Raw genomic sequence first — 22,470 nt, forward strand, 5'->3', positions numbered from 1 at the left:
CGGGTTGCCGCCGATCGTGTTTAGGTGCGTCCTGTGGTTCTCTTATTGACACCGCTGGAACGGGGAAGTGACTGAATGGCCGCAGGAGGCTTCTGCAAGCTGCCCACCGGCAGCGTGGTGGTGGCGCTGAATCTGCCCAGCCCCACCCTCGACGGCACGGACTGCGTGCGTGTGCTGGTGCACGCCCAGAACCGGGCGCGGGCCCTGACCAGGCTCCGCAACCTGGGCATGCGCGCGGTCTACCTCCGCGGCAACGCGGCCCCGCCGACCCCGGACGAGATCACCGCGGTCCTCCACCACCCCGACGGCCTGATATGGCGCACGGCCCCGGACGACGGCGTACCGGGCCTGTCGCAGGAGCTGTGGCATCCGATCAGGGCACTCGGAAGGAGGCCGGCAGCGCCGCCGAAGGGGTGCGGGGCTGTAGTCGATATGCCGATATGCGGCTCTACGGAGCGCTCAGCCCCCTAGACGACCGGCTTGCCCGACAGCTCGACGCCCGCCTCTCGCATCGCCTCCAGTGCCCGGTCGGTGGTCTCCTCGGCCACTCCGGCGGTGAGGTCGAGGAGTACGTGCGTACGGAATCCCTCCCGCGCCGCGTCCAGCGCGGTGGCGCGCACGCAGTGGTCGGTGGCGATGCCGACCACGTCCACCTCGGTGACCTCGCGGGCACGCAGCCAGTCGGCCAGCGGCACACCGTTCTCGTCGGTGCCCTCGAACCCGCTGTACGCCGCCGCGTACGCCCCCTTGTCGAACACGGCGTCGATCGCGCCGGAGGCCACGGCGGGCGCGAAGTTCGGGTGGAAGCCCACACCCTCGGTACCGGCGACGCAGTGCGCCGGCCAGGAGTGGACGTAGTCGGGGTTGCTGGCGAAGTGTCCGCCGGGCGCGATGTGGTGGTCGCGGGTCGCCACCACATGCCGGTAGCCGGCGGGCGCCTGCCCGATCAGCTCGGTGATGGCGGCGGCCACATCGGCACCCCCGGCCACCGCGAGGCTGCCCCCCTCGCAGAAATCGTTCTGCACGTCTACGACGATCAAGGCGCGGCGCATGGTCGGTGTCCTTCGACTATGGGGTCGGGGTGGATCAGGGTGCGGGCCCGCCGGTGTGAAGTTACGAGCCTAGAGACTCGGAGGGCCCTAGGGGAGGGGGCATTCCAGAGGTTGCACGGGAGCGCCGTCTCTGACTACCCCGAGCGCTCGTGGACATACTCGGTCGGAATCACGGGTTCCCCCCGGGACAGCTGCGTGGCGGACAGCGGCAGATTCGCGCGGGCGGCTATGTGCCGGTCGCGCGGGACGTCCAGCGGTTCACGTGCGACCACGTCACCGCCCTTGACCAGCTCCACGAGCAGCTGCCGGCCGGACAGCCCGCCGGGGACCGGTCCGGTGCCGACGACCTCCGCCTCGGCGACCCCGTCCTCGTCCAGCCGCCGAGCGGCCCACTTGCGGCCGCCGATGGACGTCTTGCCTCCGGTGGACTTCTTCGCGACCGGGACCAGCGGTTCCTTCGGGTCGGCGGATTCGGCGCGGGCGACCAGTTTGTAGACCATCGAGCACGTGGGATGACCGGAACCCGTCACCAGCTGGGTGCCGACGCCGTACGCGTCCACCGGCGCCGCCGCCAGCGAGGCGATCGCGTACTCGTCCAGATCCGAGGTCACGACGATCTTCGTGGCCCTCGCGCCCAGCTCGTCCAGCTGCTGCCGCACCCGGTGGGCGACCAGCAGCAGGTCCCCGGAGTCGATCCGCACGGCACCCAGTTCGGGCCCGGCGACCTCCACCGCCGTACGGACCGCCTCGGCGACGTCGTACGTGTCCACCAGCAGCGTCGTGTTCCGGCCCAGCGAGTTCACCTGGGCCTGGAAGGCGTCCCGCTCGCGGTCGTGGAGCAGGGTGAAGGCGTGCGCGGAGGTGCCGACGGTCGGGATGCCGTAGCGGAAGCCGGCGGCCAGGTCGGAGGTGGTCGTGAAGCCGCCGACGTACGCGGCGCGGGCGGCGGCGACGGCGGACAGTTCGTGGGTGCGGCGGGCGCCCATCTCGATCAGGGGCCGGTCGCCGGCGGCCGAGGACATCCGGGACGCCGCCGCGGCGATCGCGGAGTCGTGGTTGAGGATGGACAGGACGACGGTCTCCAGCAGTACGCACTCGGCGAAGGAACCCTCGACCCGCATGACCGGCGAGCCCGGGAAGTAGACCTCGCCCTCGGGGTAGCCCCAGATGTCACCGCTGAAGCGGTAGCCGGCGAGCCACGTCAGGGTCTGTTCGTCGACGATCCCGTGCTCCCGCAGAAAGCGGAGGACGTCCGGGTCGAAACGGAAGTTCTCCACTGCGTCCAGGACCCGGCCGGTGCCCGCGACGACGCCGTAGCGCCGTCCTTCGGGCAGCCGCCGGGTGAAGACCTCGAACACGCTCCGCCGCTCGGCGGTGCCCGCCCGCAGCGCGGCCTGCAGCATCGTCAGCTCGTACTGGTCCGTGAAGAGCGCCGTCGAGGGAACGTCCACCGGCAGCCCTAGCTCCGCTGTGTTCATGACTGATGATGATACCCCCCATCTCGTCAGTCTGACGATTTAGGTCGGCCGACAGGCGATCACGGGGACATCGTGGGGACATCGCGGGGACATCGTGGGGCAATCGCAGGGCAATCGCGGGGCGCATTTGTGCGACCACCCCCCTCCGGTGGCAGCATGGGCCATGTGACGTCACCCGCGCCCGTAGAGATCGAACGCACCGAGTCGGCGGAGGAGGTCTTCGCCGTCCCCGAGCCGGACGTCCCCTGGGTCACGATCGTGCACAACGACCCGGTCAACCTCATGAGCTATGTGACCTACGTCTTCCAGACGTACTTCGGCTACCCGAAGGACAAGGCCACCAAGCTCATGCTCGACGTCCACCACAAGGGCCGGGCGGTCGTCTCCAGCGGGACCCGCGAGGAGATGGAGCGCGACGTGCAGGCGATGCATGGCTACGGTCTGTGGGCCACCCTCCAGCAGGACCGGAAATGACCCGAACTCGCATGCAGGACCGGAAGTAATCCGACCCCTCCCGCAGGACCGGAAGTAATCCGACCCCTCCCGCAGGACCGGAAGTAGCGAACTCACTTCATGCCAGGTCAATTCGAACCGCTCCCCGGCGGCGGCGCCGCCGTCGCGCTCGACGACGTCGAGATCTCCATCATCCGGTCGCTGGCCGTCCAGCTTCTGGAGCTGATCGGCCCCGGCCCCGGCGAGGACACCCGCGAGGACCCGCTGGCCGAACTGTTCGCCGAAGGCCCGAGTGAACCGCCCGCCGACCCCGTCCTCAAACGGCTCTTCCCGGACGCCTACAGCGACCCGGAGGCCACGCCGGGACCGCGCGACGCCGAGGAGCAGCGGGCGCACTCCGCCGAGTTCCGCCGCTACACCGAGAACGACCTGCGGGCCGGGAAACGCGAGAACGCCCTCGTGGTGATCCGCTGCCTGGACGCGCTGCGCCCGGTCGACGAGGGCGGGGCGGTCCTCAAGCTGTCGGAGGGGGAGTCCAGGCAGTGGCTCGGCGCCCTCAACGACCTGCGCCTGGCGATCGGATCCCGGCTCGACATCACCGACGACGAGGACACCGACCTCCTGTACCGGCTGCCGGACGAGGATCCGCGCAAGCCGATGGTGATGGCGTATCTGTGGCTGGGCGGGCTCCAGGAGACGCTTGTCTCCACCCTTATGCCCTGATCGTGGCGGTTCGATGTTCGCTCAGCGGACGCTCAAATCCGCATAACGATCCCGTCACCGCGATGGCGTCGGATGCACTTCTAGGTGCTCTTTGTCCGCTTTTCCCTGTGCTGTGCGCCACATCCCGCCCGGGTGATCAGCGCTGATCAGTGCCGCGGCCGTGATAAATCTTCACGACCGCCCGGCGAACACCATCCATGGTCCGCCGGGTGCGCCACCGACCGGCAGACCGCCGGTCAGGCAGACAGCTCCAGCTATCCGGGGGGATCGAGACCCGATCCGAGGCCGACGACGGCCCGGGTCGGCATGGAGAAAGGCGCACCACACATGACCTCCGCTCAGGTCGACATGGGCAAGACCCCAGAGGAGTCCGAAGAGGGGTACGAGCGCGGGCTCGGCAGCCGCCAGGTCCAGATGATCGCGATCGGCGGCGCCATCGGCGTCGGCCTGTTCCTCGGGGCCGGGGCGAACATCGCCAAGGCCGGCCCCAGCCTCATCTTCATGTACGCCATCGCCGGCGTCATCATCTTCTTCATCATGCGGGCGCTCGGCGAGCTCCTGCTCTACCGCCCGGTCTCGGGCTCGTTCGCGGAGTACTCCCGCGAATTCCTCGGCCCGTTCTTCGGCTACTTCACCGGCTGGACGTACTGGCTGATGTGGGTCGTCACCGGCATGGCCGAACTGACGGCCGCCGCGATCTACGTCAACTACTGGTTCCCGTCCATCCCGCAATGGGTCACGGCACTGGTCTTCCTGATCGTTCTGTTCGCGGCCAACCTGATCTCGGTCAAACTGTTCGGCGAGATCGAGTTCTGGTTCTCGATGGTCAAGGTGACCGCGCTGATCGGCATGATCGTGATCGGTCTCGGCGTGCTCACCTTCGGTTTCAGCTCCGCCGGTGACACCGCCGCGGTCTCCAACCTCTGGGCCTTCGACGGCTTCTTCCCCAAGGGCGTCGGCTCCTCCCTGATGACCCTGCAGGGCGTCATGTTCGCCTACCTCGCGGTCGAGCTGGTCGGTGTCACGGCCGGCGAGTCCGAGAACCCCGAGAAGACCCTCCCCAAGGCGATCAACACCCTGCCCTGGCGTATCGCGCTGTTCTACGTCGGCGCCCTCACCGTCATCCTGTGCGTGGTCAGGTGGACCGAGTTCGCGGAGGGAGTCAGCCCGTTCGTCGCGGCCTTCGCGAAGATCGGCATCCCGGCCGGCGCCGGCATCGTCAACTTCGTGGTGCTGACCGCGGCCCTGTCGTCCTGCAACTCCGGCATGTACTCCACGGGCCGCATGCTGCGCACCCTGGCCGACAACGGCGAGGCCCCGCGCGCCTTCGGCAGGCTGTCCGCCACGAAGACCCCGGCCTTCGGCATCACCGTCTCCATGCTCTTCATGGGCATCGGCGTGATCCTGAACTACATCGTCCCGGAGAAGGCCTTCGGCTACGTCGTCTCCGTGGCCACCGCGGCCGGCATCTGGACCTGGCTGATGATCCTGATCAGCCACGTCCTGTACCGCCGCGGGGTCGACGCGGGCCGCCTGCCCGCCTCGTCCTTCCCGGCGCCCGGCGGCGCGAAGTGCAGCTGGATCGCCATCGCGTTCCTGCTCTTCGTCACCGGCCTGATCGCGTACGACGCCGACTCCCGCGTCTGCCTCTACGTGATGGCCGGCTGGGCCGCCGCGCTGGGCGTCGGCTGGGCGGTGCTGAAGTCGCGGAACCCGGAGGTCACGCGGCGCCGCGAGCCGGAGCTGGAGAAGCTCGGCTGACGCTCAGGACGTCCGGCATATGGGCAGCCCCGTACCGCCCACCGGTACGGGGCTGTCTTCTGCTTATCCTGCTGAACATGCTGACCATCACCCAGGACCTCGTCGACCGGATCGTCGCCCACGCGCGCAAGGACCATCCCGACGAGGCGTGCGGCGTGATCGCGGGCCCGGCGGGCTCGGACCGCCCCGAGCGCTTCATCCCCATGCTGAACGCCGCGATGTCGCCCACGTTCTACGAGTTCGACTCGGGCGACCTGCTCAAGCTCTACCGCGAGATGGACGACCGCGACGAGGAGCCGGTGGTCATCTACCACTCCCACACGGCGACCGAGGCCCACCCCTCCCGCACCGACATCTCCTACGCCAACGAGCCCGGCGCGCACTACGTCCTGGTGTCGACGGCGGACACGGACGACCTCGGGCCGTTCCAGTTCCGCTCCTTCCGGATCGTCGAGGGCGAGGTGACGGAGGAGGAGGTCAAGGTGGTGGAGTCGTACTGATCCGTTACCCGGTCTCGATACTCAGTCTGTGACTCAGTCTGTGATTCAGTCTCGTACTGCGGATGAAGCGTGTCCGGAATACGAGATCACATTCCAGAGACCGGACCGGGAATCGATACGATGACCCCATGGTTTCCCATGACGTGAGCGACAAGACGCCGGGCACGCTGCTCGTGGCGCGGCTGCACGTCGACCTGTGCAGGCTCGCCAGCGCCATCTGTTGACGCCGACCCCTGCCGCCGTACGGCCGTGGGCCGCGGCGCCGTACACGCACCACACCTTGCCGAAACTGCGCTGCCGCGCGCCCACCGACCAGACTTTCTCCCGACAGGAGCCCTGAGCCATGGCCATCGAGGTCCGCATCCCGACCATCCTCCGCCAGTACACCGACGGTCAGAAGGCGGTGGAGGGCAGCGGTGACACTCTCGCCGCGCTGTTCGCCGACCTTGAGACCCGGCACAACGGCATCCAGGCCCGCATCGTCGACGGCGACCAGCTGCGCCGCTTCGTCAACGTCTACCTCAACGACGAGGACGTCCGCTTCCTCGACGGCATCAACACCAAGCTCACCGACGGCGACAACGTCACGATCCTGCCGGCCGTGGCCGGCGGCATGGTCTGATCCGGATGCGTTACGACTCTCCGCTGGCCGCGGTAGGCAACACCCCGCTGGTGCGCCTGCCGCGCCTGTCGCCGTCCGAGGACGTCCGGATCTGGGCCAAGCTGGAGGACCGCAACCCCACCGGCTCGGTCAAGGACCGCCCGGCCCTGCACATGATCGAGCAGGCGGAGAAGGACGGCCGCCTCACGCCCGGCTGCACCATCCTGGAGCCCACCTCCGGCAACACCGGCATCTCCCTCGCCATGGCGGCCAAGCTCAAGGGCTACCGCATCGTGTGCGTCATGCCGGAGAACACCTCGCAGGAACGCCGGGACCTGCTCGCCATGTGGGGCGCCGAGATCATCTCGTCCCCGGCCGCGGGCGGCTCCAACACCGCCGTACGCGTCGCCAAGGAACTCTCGGCCGAGCACCCCGACTGGGTGATGCTCTACCAGTACGGCAACCCCGACAACGCCGGCGCCCACTACGCCACCACGGGCCCGGAGATCCTCGCCGACCTTCCCTCCATCACCCACTTCGTGGCCGGACTGGGGACGACGGGGACGTTGATGGGCGTCGGCCGCTACCTCCGCGAGCACAAGCCGGACGTGAAGGTCGTCGCCGCCGAACCGCGCTACGACGACCTCGTGTACGGCCTGCGCAACCTCGACGAGGGCTTCGTACCCGAGCTCTACGACGCCTCCGTCCTCACCACCCGCTTCTCGGTCGGCTCCGCCGACGCGGTCACCCGCACCCGCGAACTCCTCCAGCAGGAGGGCATCTTCGCCGGCGTCTCCACCGGTGCCGCCCTCCACGCCGCGATCGGCGTCGGCAGGAAGGCCCTGAAGGCGGGCGAGAGCGCGGACATCGTGTTCGTCGTGGCCGACGGCGGCTGGAAGTACCTGTCGACGGGCGTGTACACGGCGGCGACGACGGAGGAAGCGATCGAGACGCTGCAGGGCCAGCTCTGGGCGTAAGGCGTGCTTTCTGGGCGTAAGGGGCGCGCTCGCTGGGCGTAAGGCCCGCTCACGTCGCCAGGTGGCGGACCTGGTCCCAAAGGACCGGGTCCACCACCCCCACCCGCCGCCGGAAGTCCCGCATCGGCACGTCGCGCAACTCGTCCGTCTCCAGGAAGCCGGCCCGCCCCTGCGCATCGCCGACAGCGCCAGGCGGCAGCGGAATCACCCCGGCCCGCTCGTCGTGGTACTTGCTGGTGATCTTCGCGACGGTCGCCCGCCGCCCCCGTACCGCGAGCACCAGACACGGCCGGTCCTTACCCCCCGTCCCGTCCTCGAACGGCACGCTCGCCCACCAGATCTCCGCAGGCCGCGGCCGCGCCACCCCCGGCCCGCCCGGCCGCCCCGCCGACCGCGTCCGCCGCACCCGCGGCCCCCGCCGCCCCCACCCGTCGACGACCGCAGCGACCAGCGCCAGCACCACCACCGCCGCGAGCGCCAGCCACCAGGACGTACTCATACGACCGACGGTACCGGCGCACACCCACCCCTGCGCGCCCTTCTCCCCGGAACGCCCGCCCGTGCGTGCCGCGCGTTGCCGCCCGGGCACCGGTGGCGGCTCTGCTCACCTACCGCTCCTGGGGCTCCTGCGTACCGGAATCCAGCCCCATGTCCTTCGCGCTGTAGCGGGGCAGGCCGGTCGTGTCGATCGTCCACGTGCCGAGTTCCGTGGCGACGGTGACCGGCTTGCCGTACGGGAGGTGCAGCCGGTTCTCGTACGCGGACCGGCCCTCGGACCGGCCGATCTCCCACTGGTAGGTCCAGGTTCCGTCGCGGGGGTCAAGGATCAGGTAGTGGGGGATGCCCATCGCGGGGTAGTCGCGGGTCTTGTCCCGGTAGTCGTTGTCCGGGTTGGACGGGGAAACGATCTCGATCGCCAGAGTGATCTCACGGGGGTCGAGGGGTTCGTCGGTCTCCATGGCCTCGTATGCGCAGACATGGAGGTCGGGGACGCGTAGTTTGCCCAGCGACTCATCGTCCGTGTCGGTCGCCTCGAACACGCCCAGCTGGTCCGGAAGCTGCGGCGAGAGCCGGTCCCGTACACGCGTCGCGGTCAGCTGGTGGCGCGGGCGCGGGCTCATCATCATCAGGAGTTGTCCATCACTGATCTCGGGCCAGGTGAGGCCGGGCGGCGGCGTGAAGTCGTCACGCATGTCGCGCAGCCGCCGGTACAGGGTCTGCTGAGTCACGGGTCCTCCCGCCTCCAGTATGGCAGCGACGGTGCCGGTCATCCGGCCGCCTCCGCAGGCGCGAGATCGATCTCGGCCCAGAGCGTCATCCGGCCGGCCGCCCGCCGGCTTCCCCATCTGCGGGCGAGCGCGTCGATGATCAGCAGGCCGCGACCACGCTCCTGCTCCGCGTCGGCCGCCCCGGGAGGTGGGACCACCGGACATACCTGGCCCTCGTCGGTCACGCCGACCACGGCCGTCCACGCGGTGACGGAGAAGGTGACCGTGATGGTACGGCTGTCACTGTGCTCCACGGCGTTGGCCACCAACTCCCCCGCGATCGTCTCCAGATCATCGACCGCGGCCGGCGGCAGCCCCCACCCCCGGGCGGTGTCTCGCACATGACGGCGGGCGGCGCGGGCGGAGGCGCGGTCACGGCCGGGGAGGGCGAGCTGGGCGAGGCGGCGAGGCTCGGTGCGGCTGGGTACGAAGGCGTCGTACGGCACCGTCGCGGGCGAGGCCACCGCCTCGTTTCGGACAAGGGACCAGTAAGGGACCAGCGACGACGGCGGCCGAGTGGGAGACGAGACGATGACCGTACGAGGATCAGCAGGACCCGCTGGCCGCATGCAGATCGCCCGCGGGCTCAAGGCGCTTCGCACCCGAGCCGACCTCACACAGTCCGAGGTGGCCAAACGCGCGGGGGTTTCCGTCGGAACCGTGAACCGATACGAGACATGGCAAGACCGCGCCAAGCTCAGAATCCCCACAGTGAGGGCGATCGCCGACACGTGCGGGGCCACGCCTGAGGAACTGGAGGCATTGGTCCAGCTTGTCCGCAACCAGGAGAACGGCTGGTGGATGGACCACCCTGCCGTCCCCGAAGTCATGGACCCACTGATGTCGTTCGAGGACGTCGCCGAATACGAGCACGTCTTTGCGAACACCCTGGTGCCAGGACTGCTCCAGACCCCACGCTACGCACTCGCCCTCCACGAGGCACAGGACGTACGCGCCGACGCAGACATGATCGCGGGCAAGGTGGACGCGCGTATCAAACGCCAGGCAATCACGGAGCGTTCACCCGCACTGCATCTGTGGGTGGTGCTTGATGACGCAGTCCTGAAGCGATGTGTAGGTGGCATCGACGTGATGGCCGAGCAGATCGACCACCTGCGCACCATGGCGCAACGCCCCAACGTGGACATCCAGGTGCTCCAGTTCGCCACAGGCGCGCATGCGGCCGGCTCGGGCGGCCACTTCCTGATCCTCGGCCGCGACGACGCGGGCGACCCGCTCGCCAGCATGGACGTTGTCTATCTGGAACTTCACAAGCGGGGTCTCTATCTCGACGCCCCAGCCGATGTGCAGAACTACAAACTCATGTTTGACTACCTGCGATCCCAGGCGGCCGATACGTCAGCCAGCCTCCAACTGCTGGCCTCAGCACGACAGGAGCTCACTCGATGAACGAGACGCCAGCCGCAGCCCGATTCGTGGCAGCGGATTGGTTCAAGAGCAGCCACAGCGCGGCGAACAACGAACGCGTCGAAGTGGCCCACGCCCTGACGCGGGTGGGGATACGCGACTCCAAGGCGCCCGACAAGGGCATCCTCGTCATCTCGCTCGGCTCCTTTGCGGCGCTCGTCGAGGACATCGCACGGCGATAGCAGGTCCGCCTCCCTGCCTTGTTGGTCGAGTACTTGCAGATGCCGAGAACGGTGCCGAGGGGCCGGTTGAGAGCGTGCAGCATGCCCAGGGCTCCGCCAAGACGGCGACGTCCCACTCCAGAGCGGCGACGTGGCGTGCCAGCCGGAACGAGCCGAGCACATGGGCAGTTCAAGGTGAGGCTGACAGGCACCGCTGCCGGACCCGTTTCCAAGGAGTCCTTGCGCACCCTCTCTGCGATCGTCATGATCGTGAACATGTCTCGGGGGCCGAGCGAGTTAATCCTGACCGATGACGGTCTGCCGTCCATGTTCCGCTCGGCGGACACCGCCTCCTTGGCAGGTCAGGCGGATACGGTCCGGTGGTCCGCACTCCAGTTGTTCATGCTGATCGTCGGAGCCGTCCTGGGCGGCGTCGACATCAAGCTCCGCAACGACCTTGACCTGGGCGCCCTCATCGCATCGATCGCCCTGCTGGCCTCGCTCGTGCCGGCTCTGTGGCTGACCGCGAAGAACCCTCAGCGCACCTGGTACCGGGGGCGCGCGGCTGCCGAATCGCTGCGCACCCTTTCCTGGAAGTACGCGGTGCGGGCGGAACCCCTTCGCAGGCACCGACGCGGCGGCGAACGAGCGGCTGCTGCACGACATGTCGAGCATCCTGCGCGACCTCCGTGACGTCGGCTGGCTCATCGACGCCGGCGGACAAGCCGAGATCACCGACGAGATGCGACATCTGCGCAGCCAGCCCCTCCGGCTTCGGCAACAGGTCTACATAGAAGGGCGCTTGGAGGCCGAGTACACCTGGTACACCTCCAAAGCGGCCAGGTTCGCGCGCATGGCCAGTCGATGGACGGCTGCGGCGTTCATCGCGACGTCGCTCGGCCTGGCGGGAGGGTTCCTGCGCGCCTTCGGCTTGCTCGACTACGACGGGCTGGGCAGCGCCTCGGCCATTGCGGCTGCCGTTACCGCCTGGGTGCAGCTCAAGCAATACCGCCCTCTGGCAGCCGCGTACTCGCTCACCGCGCACGAACTGCTCTTGGTGAAGGCCGGCTTGCAGACCCTGGCCGACGACGAGGTCCAGTGGTCACGCCGGTGCAGCGAGGCCGAGGATGCCATTTCGCGAGAGCACACCATGTGGCTCGCCCGCCGGGAGGCAGCCTGAATTCCGGCCACCGTGCTCGCCCGATATTTCAGTCACTTTCCACCAGGAGGAGCGCATCCATGTCCTACCGGCTCGACTACCAAGACGGGACCCACTCCGATGAAGCACTGCGTGCAAGCCTGGAGGAACTGCTCACCGGCAACACGCTCTTCTCCCTCGCAAGCACAGGACCCGACGGCGCACACATCAACACCGCGTTCTTCGCCCACGACGGAGAAGATGCAAGAGGCCAAGCGCGGCGAGGACAAAGGAAGCATGGTCGTCGACTACGACACAGCTGTCGACCTCCTCAACGGGCTGGCACGCCTCGCGGAGGCATCCCTGCGCGTCGGCTGTGACACCGGCATCCTCGACGAGGACGAAGAAGCCATCCGCTTCTTCCACCAGCTCCTCCAGGAGTTCTTCGCCGCACGCCAACTCGCGGCAGCCCCCGACTTCGCACGCCTCGCCGTCCCCGACACGGTCATGGCTGTGGCCCCGCCCCTGACTGAGGTTCTGGCCCAACTAGCCCCCGGCGAGCCGCTACCGCCCCTGCCGACCACCGGCTGGGAGGAGACGGCCGTCATGGCGGCTGCGCTCGCCGAGGACCCCGACGCGTACGTCCGCAACGTCCTCGCGGTCAATCCGGCCCTGGCAGGCCGCTGCCTGGCAGCCCCCGACGTACGCGCCGACCCAGCCGTACGCCCCGAGGTGACGCACACGCTCGTCAACCGCAGCACCGACCCGGCGACCGACATCCACGGCACGGAGGCGCCACGCGCACCGGCGTACTGGTACGACAGCCTCCTCGCCCACCCCAGCGCACCGGTCGTCGGCGTCTCCGTCTACGAGGCGGAGGCCTACTGCGCCTGGCTCAGCGCCGTGACCGGAGGGACGATCGGTCTACCCACCGAATACGAATGGGAGGCCGCTGCGTCGGCCGGAGGGCGAGCTTTCCCGTACGGGGACGACTTCGAGCCGTTCGTGTCGAACACCTTCGAGCTGCACGCGCGCGGCACGCTCCCTGTCTGTCGGCATTTTCCCCGAGGGACGGAGCCCCGCAGGCATCGACGACCTGTCCGGCAACGTTTTCGAATGGACGGCGAGCGCCCCGGAACCGTATCCCTACGATCGGAACGCACGCCCGTCGGATGCGCCCAGCGACACTCGCGTCTGCCGCGGGGGTTCCTGGCGCCATCGGCACAACAGGGCTCGGGCGGCGTACCGGGGGCGGGGACAGTGCTTCGTACGCAATGACGATCTTGGCTTCCGGCTCGCGAGGCGGTAAGGGCAACGAGCGGGGCGCAAGATGCTGTGAAGCGACCCGGGAACCGGCGCCCAGCCCTGTCCGGCACCGTAAGGCGCCGTCACCCGGGGAATTCTTACAACAGGGAGAAACCCGGTCGAGGGGGACCACCCCGACCAGTCCGCCGACGTCACACACCGCCCCTGGACCGACCGGCTGCGGCGGCCCGGCCACTACGAGAGCCAGCGTCTGTGCCACCGTGCCCGTGATATGCCCTCGGATCATGGCCGAACAGCTGAACGCCAGGTAACCCGGATGGCAGCGCCGCACAGGTGAGTTCGCCCACAACAGCCCTTGGTGGAGGAGCGACCGGAGGTTTTGCGCCTTACGCTCGACGGACCGCACGACCCCCGACGCACCCAAATGTCAATTTCCGCCAGCGGAGGTTTCTGCTTCATGAAGCTCACCGTCGTCGGCTGCTCGGGGTCGTTCCCGTCCGCGGAATCGGCCTGTTCGAGCTACCTCGTAGAGGCCGACGGCTTCCGGCTGCTTCTCGACCTGGGCAACGGTGCCCTGGGCGAGCTGCAGCGCCACTGCGGTCTCTACGACCTCGACGCGATCTTCCTCAGCCATCTGCACGCCGACCACTGCATAGACATGTGCGCGTACTTCGTCGCGCGCTACTACCGCCACGACGGCGGCCGCTGCGAACCGCTCCCCGTCTACGGACCCGAGGGCACGGAACACCGGCTGACCACCGCCTACGCGGACACCCCTTCGGCCTCCTCGATGAGCGAGGTCTTCGACTTCCACACGGTCAAGCCGTCCACCTTCGACATCGGCCCGTTCACGGTGCACACGGAACGCGTGGCCCATCCGGTGGAGGCGTACGGCATCCGCGTCGAGCACGGCGGGAAGTCCCTGACGTACTCCGGCGACACCGGTGTCACCCCGGCGCTCGACGAACTCGCCCGCGACACCGACCTGTTCCTGTGCGAGGCCGCGTTCACACACGGCAAGGAAGACATTCCCGACCTGCACCTCAACGGCCGCGAGGCGGGCGAGACGGCAGCCCGGGCGGGCGCCCGTCGGCTGGTCCTCACCCACATCCCCCCGTGGACCGACCCCCGGACCAACCTGGCCGACGCCCGCGCGGTGTACGACGGCCCGGTGGAGCTTGCGGCGCCGAGCAGGTCGTACGAGATCTAGGGCGTGTTTCGAAAGTCCCGTCGTCCGCCCGAAGGGCGGGCCCCGCGGCGTCTGGTGCGTGCGATCACAAGGCGCCGGAGCGCCCTAGTAGCGGAGCTATTCGGGCGTTTCGGCAACGCCGCGAGCGTGCGTGCCAGGCGTCGCAGGGCAGGCGGGACTTTCGAAACACGCCCTACCTAGCACCTACGGCATGAGGTGCCGCACGACGAAGGCCCCCGGAGCCGAGTGACGATGATGTTGGCGAATCCCGCGCGACGGGAGCCAACTGTGTGCTCAGTCTCAGCAACACGCCGTGCGTGCGGCGTGTCGCTGAGACTCGGACGACATTTGGCGGCCGTCGGCTCGATTCGCCAGCAGCATCCCGAGTGACTCCCGGGGGCCTTTCTCATGGCGTCGCACTCACGCCTTGGTGAGGTCCTCGACCTCCTCCTCGGGCTCGCGGCCCGGGGTGGGGAGGTTGAACTTGATGATCGCGAAGCGGAAGACGGCGTAGTAGATCACCGCGAAGACCAAGCCGATCGGGATGATCAACCATGGCCTGGTGGCCAGATTCCAGTTGAGGGTGTAGTCGATGAAGCCCGCGGAGAAGGTGAAGCCGGCGTGGACGCCGAGCGCCCAGGTGATCGCCATGGACACGGCGGTGAGCACGGCGTGGATCACGTACAGCAGCGGGGCGATGAACATGAACGAGAACTCGATCGGTTCGGTCACACCGGTCACGAAGGAGGTCAGGGCGAGCGAGATCATCATGCCCATCACGGCCTTGCGGCGCTCGGGACGGGCGCAGTGGGCGATCGCGAGCGCCGCGGCGGGCAGACCGAACATCATGATCGGGAAGAAGCCCGACATGAACTGACCGGCGTCCGGGTCACCGGCGAAGAAGCGGTTCAGGTCACCGTGTACGACCTCACCGGCGGCGTTGGTGAAGTCGCCGATCTGGAACCAGGAGACGGTGTTCACGAACTGGTGCATGCCGACCGGGATGAGCGCACGGTTGATCAGGCCGAACAGGCCCGCGCCGAAGGCGCCCAGACCGGTCATCCACTCGCCGAAGTCCGAGATGACCTCACCGATCGGCTCCCAGACCAGACCGAAGAAGACGCCCATGACGGTGCCGACGAAGGCCATGATGATCGGGACGAGCCGGCGGCCGTTGAAGAAGCCGAGCCAGTCGACCAGCTTGGTGCGGTGATAGCGCTGCCACAGCACCGCGGCCAGCAGACCCATCACGATGCCGCCGAGGACACCGGGGTTGTTGTAGGTCGCGGCTATGTCCGCGCCCGACTGGACCTTGGCCTCGGTGACCGGGAACGCCTTCAGGACATTGCTGTAGACCAGGAAACCGACCAGGGCGGCCAGCGCCGTCGAACCGTCGGACTTCTTGGCGAAGCCGATCGCGACACCGATGCAGAACAGCATCGGCAGGTTGTCGAAGATCGCACCACCGGCCGTGGCGAACACCGCCGTGACCTTGTCCGGGAGGTTCAGCTTCTCCTGCACGTCGGTCTGCCCGAGGCGCAGCAGAATGCCCGCTGCCGGCAGGACGGCGATCGGCAGCTGCAGGCTGCGGCCGACCTTCTGCAGACCCTGGAACAGTCCGGATCCCCGCCTCTTCGCGGGGGCCGCCGATGCGGTGGCCGTGCTCATGCGTCCTCCATCGTGATGGTCTATACCACTGCTATGCCCACTGGGTGGTGTAGACCAGTGGTGTAGACCTGTTTGTAGCATGGTGAAGGGCGGATAAGGAACCCGCTCGGCGGGGCTGGTTCAGACCTTCGTCACGCCCTCGGAGTGCGGGCAGGGCAGCTGGCGGCGGCGCTGTCGGAACTCATGGACGCCTGTCGGTAAGGTGGTGTAGACCAGCTGGCGGGCGGTTCCGCCGTCGTGAGCGCCATCATTCGGTATGTACGGCATGACTGCTTGCGAAGAGGGCCAATCGTGGGTTACCGCAACAAAGCGGTCGGATCAGGGAGAAACAACATGGCCACCAAGGCTGAGAAGATCGTTGCCGGGCTGGGCGGCATCGACAACATCGAAGAGGTCGAGGGCTGCATCACCCGCCTGCGCACCGAGGTCCACGACCCCTCCCTCGTGGACGAAGCAGCCCTCAAGGCGGCCGGCGCACACGGCGTCGTCAAGATGGGCACCGCGATCCAGGTCGTCATCGGCACCGACGCGGACCCGATCGCGGCGGACATCGAAGACATGATGTGAGCACGCCGCCCACTCACGCATGACGGGCCGTACGAGGGCTCTTCCCGACGCGGGAGGAGCCCTTTCCGCCGGTACGGCTAGGCTCGGCGCCATGTCTCGAATCGACGGCCGCACCCCCGAACAGCTCCGCCCGGTCACCATCGAACGCGCCTGGAGCAAGCACGCCGAGGGCTCCGTCCTCGTCTCCTTCGGCGATACGAAGGTCCTGTGCACCGCCTCCGTCACCGAAGGCGTCCCCCGCTGGCGCAAGGGCAGCGGCGAGGGCTGGGTCACCGCCGAATACGCCATGCTTCCCCGCGCCACCAACACCCGCGGCGACCGCGAGTCAGTCAGGGGCAGGATCGGCGGCCGTACCCACGAGATCAGCCGCCTCATCGGCCGCTCACTGCGTGCGGTCATCGACTACAAGGCACTCGGCGAAATCACGATCGTCCTCGACTGCGACGTCCTCCAAGCGGACGGCGGCACGCGCACGGCCGCCATCACCGGCGCCTACGTGGCCCTGGCCGACGCGGTCTCCTGGGCCCAGGGCAAGAAGCTGATCAAGGCCGGCCGCCAGCCCCTGACCGGCACGGTCTCCGCGGTGTCCGTCGGCATCGTCGGCGGCGTCCCGCTCCTCGACCTCTGCTACGAGGAGGACGTCAAGGCCGAGACCGACATGAACGTCGTCTGCACCGGCGACGGCCGCTTCGTCGAGGTCCAGGGCACCGCCGAGGCCGAACCCTTCGCCCGCGAGGAACTCGACGCCCTGCTCGACCTGGCGGTTTCCGGCTGCACGGAACTCGCTGTCCTCCAGCGCAAGGCACTTGATACGGTCCTGGAAAAGTAAAGGACGCATCAAGACAGCAGGCAGCCGCGGGCAACCCCACAGCTTGACCTCGCGTCACTAGAGGTACGGGCGCACGGTGACCACTGTGCGCCCGGCCAGGTAACGGGGGGCCTCCGAGGCCTGCGCCAGGGAGGAAACGAACCATGGCCGTGAGCCGTAGCCGTCGTCCGCGCATAGCCGTCGCCGCCGCCGTCGCGGCCGTAGGGCTGACGGTCGGACTGACCACCGGCTGCGACGCCGTCAACACGGCACTGGACTGCGTCCAGACCGCCGACGCCATCGCCGACAGCGTCACCGAACTCCAGCAGGCCGTGGAGAACGCCACCAACGACCCGGCCCAGTTCGAGGAGTCCCTCGACTCCATCGACCAGAACCTCGACGAAATCGGCGACCGGACCGACGACACCGACGTCAACAAGGCGGTGGACGACCTCCAGCAGGCCGTCGGCAACGTCCGTGACGCCGTCGAGAACGGCGACCGGACCCCCGACGTCAGCCCGGTCACCGACGCGGCAGGTGAACTGACGAAGGTCTGCACGCCGTAACAGAGCCGGGCAGGACAGGGCAGAGCCGGGCCGGGCAGGACAGGGCAGAGCAGGGCCGGGCAGGGCAGGACGGGGCAGGGCAGGGCAGGGCAGGACGGGGCAGAGCAGGGCAGGGCAGGACAGGGCAGAGCAGGGCAGGACAGGGCAGGGACGCGGCCGGGGATATGGCCGGGGATACGGCCCGGGATACTGAACGGCATGACCCGCTTGATCCTCGCCACCCGCAACGCCGGGAAAATCACCGAGCTGAAGGCGATCCTCGCCGACGCAGGACTGAGCCACGACCTCGTCGGCGCGGACGCCTACCCCGACATCCCCGACGTCAAGGAAACGGGCGTCACCTTCGCCGAGAACGCCCTGCTGAAGGCCCACGCCCTGGCCCAGGCGACGGGCCTACCCGCCGTCGCCGACGACTCGGGCCTGTGCGTAGACGTGCTGAACGGCGCCCCGGGCATCTTCTCCGCCCGCTGGGCAGGCAAGCACGGCGACGACCGCGCCAACCTGGAACTCCTGCTCGCCCAGCTCTCCGACATCGCCGACGAACACCGGGGCGCCCACTTCACGTGCGCGGCAGCGCTCGCGTTGCCGGACGGGCGTGAGCGGGTGGTCGAGGGCCAACTGCGGGGCACCCTGCGCCACACCCCTGCCGGCACGAACGGCTTCGGCTACGACCCGATCCTCCAGCCCGAGGGTGAGACCCGGACCTGCGCCGAGATGAGCGCGGACGAGAAGAACGCGATCAGCCATCGGGGGAAGGCGTTCCGGGCGCTGGTGCCGGTGGTGCGGGAGTTGCTGGGCTGAGGCACGAGCGAGGGGCCGCCCCAGCGGGACGGCCCCTCTGACGTGCGGCCGGTGGGACTCGAACCCACACGGGTGTGAACCCACTGGGACCTAAACCCAGCATGACTGCCAAATTCCATCACGGCCGCTCAAAAACGGTCACCGCGCTCGACCGGCAGCGCTCAGTGTACGGGGACACCAGGTCACCCGGCGAGGGGCACCCGAGCCTTCGAACGCGGTCTCTCAGATCCCCAGATCCTTGATGATCTTGGCTACGTGCCCGGTCGCCCGCACGTTGTACAGCGCACGTTCGACCTTGCCGTCCTCGTCCACGATCACCGTCGAGCGGATGACGCCCAGGTAGGTCTTGCCGTAGTTCTTCTTCTCGCCGTAGGCGCCGTATGACTCGATGACGGTCTTTTCGGGGTCGCCTACCAGCGTGACCTTGAGGTTTTCCTTCTCGCGGAACTTGGCCAGCTTTTCGGGGGCGTCGGGGGAGACGCCGATGACGTCGTATCCCGCGCCCGCCAGCACCTCCAGGTTGTCCGTGAAGTCGCAGGCCTGCTTCGTGCAGCCGGGGGTCAGGGCGGCCGGGTAGAAGTAGACGATGACCTTGCGGCCCTTGTGGTCGGACAGGGAGACCTCGGTGCCGTCGGCGGCGGGGAGGGTGAAGGCGGGGGCGGTGTCCCCGGGCTGCAGTCGCTCACTCATTCCGCCAGAGTAACGGGGGGTCCTGACAGTGCGGTCGGCGTAAGAGCTGACAGACTGTCCGGAACAGAGGAGCACCAGACTTCGGAGGCCGTACGGTGGCGGACACCTCGGACACCAGAACCCCGGCGCAGATCGAGGCGGACATCAAGCGTCGCCGTGACGTGCTGGCCGACACGCTCGACGAGATCGGGGTGCGGGTGCATCCGAAGACGATCGTCGGGGACGCCAAGGCCAAGGTCGTCTCCAATGTCGATCGCACCCTTGGCCGGGCGTATGTGGGCGTCAACCGGGTCGTGAGCGATGTGAAGGGGCAGTTCGTCGACAGCGAGGGTGCGCCCCGGATGGAGCGCATCGTGCCCGTCGCCCTCGTCGCCGTGGGCCTGGTGGGGCTGCTCGCGCTCGGTTCCCGGCGTCGTAAGAGCTGACCCAAGAGCTGGCCCAAGAGCCGACCCACCGGCTCACGGACGGGTCGAAGGCAGGTAGGTTCATGACGTGAGCGCCAACAGAAACGAGCACAGCACCCACCACGACAAGCTGCCCATCCGGATGCTGCACGACCGTGTACTCGTGCGGCAGGAGGCCGGTGAGGGCGAGCGGCGGTCGGGCGGGGGGATCCTGATTCCCGCCACCGCGGCGGTCGGGCGGCGGCTGGCCTGGGCCGAGGTCGTCGCGGTGGGTCAGAACGTACGGACCGTGGAGCCGGGCGACCGGGTCCTGTACGACCCGGAGGACCGGGCCGAGGTGGAGGTGCGGGGCATCCCGTACGTGCTCATGCGCGAGCGCGATCTGCACGCCGTCGCGGCCGACCGGTTCGAGGGGTCGGAGGACTCGACGGGGCTGTACCTGTAGCTCGACGGGGCTGTACCTGTAGTTCGACGGTTCGAGGGGCTGGTGACCATCGTCACCAGCCCCTTTTCGTCACGGGGTGCCGTCACAGGGCGCCGTCACAGGGTGCCGGGTGGGTCGCCGCCCGCCGTCGTCTCACCTGTCGTCTCGCCGCCGGTTTCGCCGCCCGTGGTGTCACCGGTGGTCTCGCCGGTGGTCCCGGTAGTGGTGCCGCCGGTCGTCGCGTCGCCCGTCGTGCCGCCGTCGGTCGTGGTGCCGCCGGTGGTGTCTCCGGTGGTGCCCCCGTCGGTCGTCGTACCACCGGTCGTGGTGCCGCCCGTGGCGGTCGTGCCGCCGTCGGTCTGGCCCTGTGTGTCCTGGCCGCCGGTGGTGGTGCCGTCCGTGGGCCGGCTGGTGGTCGCGCCGTCGGTCGGGGCGGCCGTGTCCGGGTCGGCGGGCGTCGTGGTCGTCGGCGGCCGGGGCTCGTCGGCGCCTTCCTGGAGCTGGAGGTCGAAGTCGGTGACCGGGGTGCCCTTCAGGGCGTCCTTGGTGAACTGCGCCCAGATCTCGGTGGGCGCCCCGCCGCCGTTGATCCGGTCCAGGCCCATCGCGCCGTACAGCGGCTCGTGCTGGGCGGTGACCGGATCCTGGCCCATGACGGAGACGACCGTCGCCAGGTCGGGGGTGTAGCCGGCGAACCAGGCGGCCGTGTCGTTCTCCGCGGTGCCGGTCTTGCCTGCCGCCGGGCGGCCGGCGGCCTGGGCGGCGGTGGCGGTGCCGTTGTCGACGACGCTCTGCAGCATCGACGTCGTGGTGTCGGCGGCCTCGCGGCTGACGACCTGCCGGGTGGACCGCTCCGGCAGCTCCACGACGTCCGCGCCCTCCTTGGTGATCTTGTCGATCAGGGTGTACGTGCCGTGCTTGCCGTGGTTGGCGAGTGTCGCGTACGCCTCCGCCATGTCGAGGACGCTGGCGGTGGCGGTGCCGAGCGCGATGGACGGGGTGCCGGTCAGGTCGGGGGTGGTGCCCGGGATGCCGAGGTCGACCGCGGTCCGGCGGACCAGGTCGGGGCCGACGTCGACGGCCATCTGCGCGTACACCGAGTTGACGGACTTGTCGGTGGCGGTGCGGACGGTGATGTCGCCGTAGTTGACGTCGTCCTCGTTCTCGGGGGCGTAGGAGCCGCCGCTCCAGCCCCGTACGGGGCGTTCGCTGGTGCCGTCGTAGACGGTGTTCGGGGTGATGGGACGGCCGTCCTGGGTGACGGATTCGTTCTCGACGGCCGAGGTGAACACGAACGGTTTGAAGGTGGAGCCGACCTGGAAGTCGCGGCGGGTGGCGTTGTTCGTGTACTGCTTCACGTAGTCGATGCCGCCGTACATGGCGACGACCTTGCCGGTCTTGGGGTCGACGGCGGCGCCGCCCGCGCGGACGTAGCTGTCGACCTTGTTGTTCTCCTTGTCCAGCTTGGACATCAACTGGTCGTCGACGGCCTTCACGAAGGCGTTCTGCCTGCTCTTCTGCAGGGTGGTGGTGATCCGGTAGCCGCCGGCGTCCAGCTTCTCCGAAGTGACGATCTTGTTCTGGATGAGATAGTCCTTGATCGCGGCGACGATGTAGCCGCGCTGCCCGGACAGACCGGTCGAGACGGTCTGCTCCTTCGGCATCGGGAACTTCAGCCCCGCCCGGGCGGTCTCGCTGAGCCAGCCCTCCTTGACCATGCCGTCGAGGACGTAGTTCCAACGGGCCTCGGCGGCGGCCCTGTTCTCGGGGTGGGCGACGACGTCGTACTCGCTGGGCGCGTTCAGCAGGGCGGCGAGATAGGCGCCGTGGGCCGCGTCCAGGTCCATGGCGTCCATGCCGTAGTAGGCCTGGGCGGCGGCCTGGATGCCGTAGGCGTTGCGGCCGAAGTAGCTGGTGTTGAGGTAGCCCTGGAGGATGTCGTCCTTGCTCTGCTCCCGGTCCAGCTTGATCGAGATGAAGAACTCCTTCACCTTGCGGGTGACGGTCTGTTCCTGGGCCAGGTAGTAGTTCTTCACATACTGCTGGGTGATCGTCGAGCCGGACTGCTTGCCCTTGCCGGTCACCGTGTTCCAGGCGGCGCGGACCATCGCCATGGGGTCGATCGCGGACTCGGAGTAGAACTCGCGGTCCTCGGCGGCCAGTACGGAGTGCTGTGCGGCCTTGGAGACCTGCGCGAGGGTGACGTTCTCGCGGTTGACCTCGCCGTCACGCGCGAGCTGACTGCCGTCGGCGTACAGGTAGACGTTGCTCTGCTTGGTCGCGAGTGCGTTCGCGGGCGGGATCTTGACCAGGGAGTAGCCGAGGAAGAACAGGCCGGCCAGCAGCAGTATCCCGATGACGAAGGTGCCGAGCACCATGCGCCAGGTCGGGATCAGCCGGCGCCAACCGGTGCGCCTGGGGCGCTTCTTGCCGTCCGGCTGCTGCGCCGCCTCCGGCTCTCTCGGTGCCCATCCCGGGCCCGGCCGGTGCTGCTGCGGCTCGTCGTTCATGTTGTGCACGGACTCCTGTTTTACGTCTGTTTTACGT

27 protein-coding genes, 1 tRNA gene and 2 pseudogenes are annotated in these 22,470 nt (G+C 68.5%); 21 read left to right on the forward strand and 9 right to left on the reverse strand.

Annotation, left to right across the window (positions count from 1 at the left end):
• Nucleotides 1–75: 75 nt before the first annotated feature.
• Nucleotides 76–405: pseudogene (locus GFH49_RS05750) on the forward strand (hypothetical protein); the annotation flags it as partial.
• Between the two features lie 62 nt (nucleotides 406–467).
• On the opposite strand, the gene GFH49_RS05755 reads toward GFH49_RS05750, so the two are convergent.
• Both GFH49_RS05755 and GFH49_RS05760 read right to left on the reverse strand, forming a co-directional pair.
• Nucleotides 468–1,052 (reverse strand): nicotinamidase, encoded by a 585-nt coding sequence (locus GFH49_RS05755; RefSeq protein WP_155054664.1) that lies wholly within the window; start codon nucleotides 1,050–1,052, stop codon nucleotides 468–470.
• A gap of 134 nt (nucleotides 1,053–1,186) precedes the next feature.
• Nucleotides 1,187–2,530 carry a nicotinate phosphoribosyltransferase gene (locus GFH49_RS05760; protein ID WP_155054665.1) on the reverse strand — a complete coding sequence of 448 codons (1,344 nt, stop codon included), beginning with the start codon at nucleotides 2,528–2,530 and terminating at the stop codon, nucleotides 1,187–1,189.
• Between the two features lie 156 nt (nucleotides 2,531–2,686).
• On the opposite strand from GFH49_RS05760, the gene clpS reads away from it, so the two are divergent.
• The 7 genes from clpS (at nucleotide 2,687) to GFH49_RS05795 (ending at nucleotide 7,545) form a co-directional block, all read left to right on the forward strand.
• Nucleotides 2,687–3,004, forward strand: coding sequence for an ATP-dependent Clp protease adapter ClpS (gene clpS, locus GFH49_RS05765; RefSeq protein ID WP_155054666.1), 318 nt, complete (start codon nucleotides 2,687–2,689; stop codon nucleotides 3,002–3,004).
• Between the two features lie 99 nt (nucleotides 3,005–3,103).
• Nucleotides 3,104–3,706, forward strand: coding sequence for a DUF2017 domain-containing protein (locus GFH49_RS05770; protein WP_155054667.1), 603 nt, complete (start codon nucleotides 3,104–3,106; stop codon nucleotides 3,704–3,706).
• 327 nt (nucleotides 3,707–4,033) lie between these two features.
• Nucleotides 4,034–5,467 (forward strand): amino acid permease, encoded by a 1,434-nt coding sequence (locus GFH49_RS05775; RefSeq protein ID WP_155054668.1) that lies wholly within the window; start codon nucleotides 4,034–4,036, stop codon nucleotides 5,465–5,467.
• Between the two features lie 77 nt (nucleotides 5,468–5,544).
• On the forward strand, nucleotides 5,545–5,967 hold the full coding sequence (locus GFH49_RS05780) for a M67 family metallopeptidase (RefSeq protein ID WP_155054669.1): 423 nt from the start codon (nucleotides 5,545–5,547) through the stop codon (nucleotides 5,965–5,967).
• A 128-nt stretch (nucleotides 5,968–6,095) separates the two neighbouring features.
• On the forward strand, nucleotides 6,096–6,191 hold the full coding sequence (locus GFH49_RS41175; RefSeq protein ID WP_324618026.1) for a putative leader peptide: 96 nt from the start codon (nucleotides 6,096–6,098) through the stop codon (nucleotides 6,189–6,191).
• 119 nt (nucleotides 6,192–6,310) lie between these two features.
• Entirely contained in the window at nucleotides 6,311–6,589 is a 279-nt protein-coding gene (locus GFH49_RS05790; protein WP_155054671.1) for a MoaD/ThiS family protein, read from the forward strand.
• 5 nt (nucleotides 6,590–6,594) lie between these two features.
• On the forward strand, nucleotides 6,595–7,545 hold the full coding sequence (locus GFH49_RS05795) for a PLP-dependent cysteine synthase family protein (RefSeq protein ID WP_155054672.1): 951 nt from the start codon (nucleotides 6,595–6,597) through the stop codon (nucleotides 7,543–7,545).
• 49 nt (nucleotides 7,546–7,594) lie between these two features.
• Here the strand turns inward: GFH49_RS05795 and GFH49_RS05800 are convergent, their stop codons facing one another.
• The 3 genes from GFH49_RS05800 to GFH49_RS05810 all read right to left on the reverse strand — a co-directional run bounded on the left by GFH49_RS05800 (nucleotide 7,595) and on the right by GFH49_RS05810 (nucleotide 9,277).
• Nucleotides 7,595–8,044 carry a type II toxin-antitoxin system PemK/MazF family toxin gene (locus GFH49_RS05800; protein ID WP_155054673.1) on the reverse strand — a complete coding sequence of 150 codons (450 nt, stop codon included), beginning with the start codon at nucleotides 8,042–8,044 and terminating at the stop codon, nucleotides 7,595–7,597.
• Nucleotides 8,045–8,153: 109 nt separating this feature from the next.
• Nucleotides 8,154–8,774 (reverse strand): Uma2 family endonuclease, encoded by a 621-nt coding sequence (locus GFH49_RS05805; protein WP_230396172.1) that lies wholly within the window; start codon nucleotides 8,772–8,774, stop codon nucleotides 8,154–8,156.
• Between the two features lie 38 nt (nucleotides 8,775–8,812).
• On the reverse strand, nucleotides 8,813–9,277 hold the full coding sequence (locus GFH49_RS05810; RefSeq protein ID WP_196217863.1) for an ATP-binding protein: 465 nt from the start codon (nucleotides 9,275–9,277) through the stop codon (nucleotides 8,813–8,815).
• A 103-nt stretch (nucleotides 9,278–9,380) separates the two neighbouring features.
• Here GFH49_RS05810 and GFH49_RS05815 point away from each other — a divergent pair, with 103 nt between their 5' ends.
• From GFH49_RS05815 to GFH49_RS05840, 7 genes and pseudogenes are all read left to right on the forward strand, one after another.
• The gene (locus tag GFH49_RS05815; RefSeq protein WP_230396173.1) at nucleotides 9,381–10,223 is read left to right on the forward strand and encodes a helix-turn-helix domain-containing protein; all 843 of its coding nucleotides are present in this window, start codon (nucleotides 9,381–9,383) and stop codon (nucleotides 10,221–10,223) included.
• Nucleotides 10,220–10,423, forward strand: a complete 204-nt coding sequence (locus GFH49_RS05820; RefSeq protein WP_155054677.1) for a DUF397 domain-containing protein — start codon at nucleotides 10,220–10,222, stop codon at nucleotides 10,421–10,423. Before GFH49_RS05815 ends, GFH49_RS05820 begins: the two co-directional genes overlap by 4 nt.
• A 219-nt stretch (nucleotides 10,424–10,642) precedes the next feature.
• Nucleotides 10,643–11,095, forward strand: coding sequence for a DUF4231 domain-containing protein (locus GFH49_RS05825; protein ID WP_196217864.1), 453 nt, complete (start codon nucleotides 10,643–10,645; stop codon nucleotides 11,093–11,095).
• Nucleotides 11,067–11,582 carry an SLATT domain-containing protein gene (locus GFH49_RS05830; RefSeq protein WP_155054679.1) on the forward strand — a complete coding sequence of 172 codons (516 nt, stop codon included), beginning with the start codon at nucleotides 11,067–11,069 and terminating at the stop codon, nucleotides 11,580–11,582. The genes GFH49_RS05825 and GFH49_RS05830 overlap by 29 nt, the downstream gene beginning before the upstream one ends.
• 564 nt (nucleotides 11,583–12,146) lie before the next feature.
• Nucleotides 12,147–12,548: pseudogene (locus tag GFH49_RS41800) on the forward strand (formylglycine-generating enzyme family protein); the annotation flags it as partial.
• 88 nt (nucleotides 12,549–12,636) lie between these two features.
• Nucleotides 12,637–12,849, forward strand: a complete 213-nt coding sequence (locus GFH49_RS41805) for an SUMF1/EgtB/PvdO family nonheme iron enzyme (RefSeq protein WP_521969195.1) — start codon at nucleotides 12,637–12,639, stop codon at nucleotides 12,847–12,849.
• Between the two features lie 414 nt (nucleotides 12,850–13,263).
• A complete protein-coding gene (locus tag GFH49_RS05840) occupies nucleotides 13,264–14,016 on the forward strand; it encodes an MBL fold metallo-hydrolase (RefSeq protein ID WP_155054681.1) in 753 nt (250 codons plus the stop codon).
• 399 nt (nucleotides 14,017–14,415) lie between these two features.
• Here the strand turns inward: GFH49_RS05840 and GFH49_RS05845 are convergent, their stop codons facing one another.
• Nucleotides 14,416–15,663: a PTS transporter subunit EIIC gene (locus GFH49_RS05845; RefSeq protein ID WP_155054682.1), complete on the reverse strand. Its 1,248-nt coding sequence runs from the start codon at nucleotides 15,661–15,663 to the stop codon at nucleotides 14,416–14,418.
• A 333-nt stretch (nucleotides 15,664–15,996) separates the two neighbouring features.
• Between GFH49_RS05845 and GFH49_RS05850 the strand changes: the two genes are divergently transcribed.
• From GFH49_RS05850 to rdgB, 4 genes are all read left to right on the forward strand, one after another.
• Nucleotides 15,997–16,230: a PTS sugar transporter subunit IIB gene (locus tag GFH49_RS05850; RefSeq protein WP_042385714.1), complete on the forward strand. Its 234-nt coding sequence runs from the start codon at nucleotides 15,997–15,999 to the stop codon at nucleotides 16,228–16,230.
• A 91-nt stretch (nucleotides 16,231–16,321) separates the two neighbouring features.
• Nucleotides 16,322–17,059, forward strand: a complete 738-nt coding sequence (gene rph / locus GFH49_RS05855; protein WP_155054683.1) for a ribonuclease PH — start codon at nucleotides 16,322–16,324, stop codon at nucleotides 17,057–17,059.
• 143 nt (nucleotides 17,060–17,202) lie between these two features.
• The gene (locus GFH49_RS05860) at nucleotides 17,203–17,604 is read left to right on the forward strand and encodes a DUF8711 family protein (RefSeq protein ID WP_155054684.1); all 402 of its coding nucleotides are present in this window, start codon (nucleotides 17,203–17,205) and stop codon (nucleotides 17,602–17,604) included.
• Nucleotides 17,605–17,802: 198 nt separating this feature from the next.
• Nucleotides 17,803–18,405 carry an RdgB/HAM1 family non-canonical purine NTP pyrophosphatase gene (rdgB, locus tag GFH49_RS05865; RefSeq protein WP_155054685.1) on the forward strand — a complete coding sequence of 201 codons (603 nt, stop codon included), beginning with the start codon at nucleotides 17,803–17,805 and terminating at the stop codon, nucleotides 18,403–18,405.
• 43 nt (nucleotides 18,406–18,448) lie between these two features.
• Here the strand turns inward: rdgB and GFH49_RS05870 are convergent.
• Together GFH49_RS05870 and bcp are read right to left on the reverse strand one after the other, a co-directional pair.
• Nucleotides 18,449–18,533: transfer RNA gene (locus GFH49_RS05870), tRNA-Leu, on the reverse strand.
• A gap of 94 nt (nucleotides 18,534–18,627) precedes the next feature.
• A complete protein-coding gene (bcp, locus tag GFH49_RS05875) occupies nucleotides 18,628–19,095 on the reverse strand; it encodes a thioredoxin-dependent thiol peroxidase (protein WP_155054686.1) in 468 nt (155 codons plus the stop codon).
• Between the two features lie 95 nt (nucleotides 19,096–19,190).
• On the opposite strand from bcp, the gene GFH49_RS05880 reads away from it, so the two are divergent.
• Both GFH49_RS05880 and GFH49_RS05885 read left to right on the forward strand, forming a co-directional pair.
• Nucleotides 19,191–19,520, forward strand: a complete 330-nt coding sequence (locus GFH49_RS05880) for a DUF3618 domain-containing protein (protein WP_155054687.1) — start codon at nucleotides 19,191–19,193, stop codon at nucleotides 19,518–19,520.
• A 67-nt stretch (nucleotides 19,521–19,587) separates the two neighbouring features.
• Nucleotides 19,588–19,944: a GroES family chaperonin gene (locus tag GFH49_RS05885; RefSeq protein ID WP_155054688.1), complete on the forward strand. Its 357-nt coding sequence runs from the start codon at nucleotides 19,588–19,590 to the stop codon at nucleotides 19,942–19,944.
• A gap of 95 nt (nucleotides 19,945–20,039) precedes the next feature.
• On the opposite strand, the gene GFH49_RS05890 is transcribed toward GFH49_RS05885, so the two are convergent.
• Nucleotides 20,040–22,433, reverse strand: coding sequence for a transglycosylase domain-containing protein (locus tag GFH49_RS05890; RefSeq protein ID WP_155054689.1), 2,394 nt, complete (start codon nucleotides 22,431–22,433; stop codon nucleotides 20,040–20,042).
• Nucleotides 22,434–22,470 lie beyond the last annotated feature (37 nt).

The sequence above is a fragment of the Streptomyces blattellae genome, from assembly GCF_009709555.1.
Classification (GTDB): Bacteria; Actinomycetota; Actinomycetes; order Streptomycetales; family Streptomycetaceae; genus Streptomyces; species Streptomyces blattellae.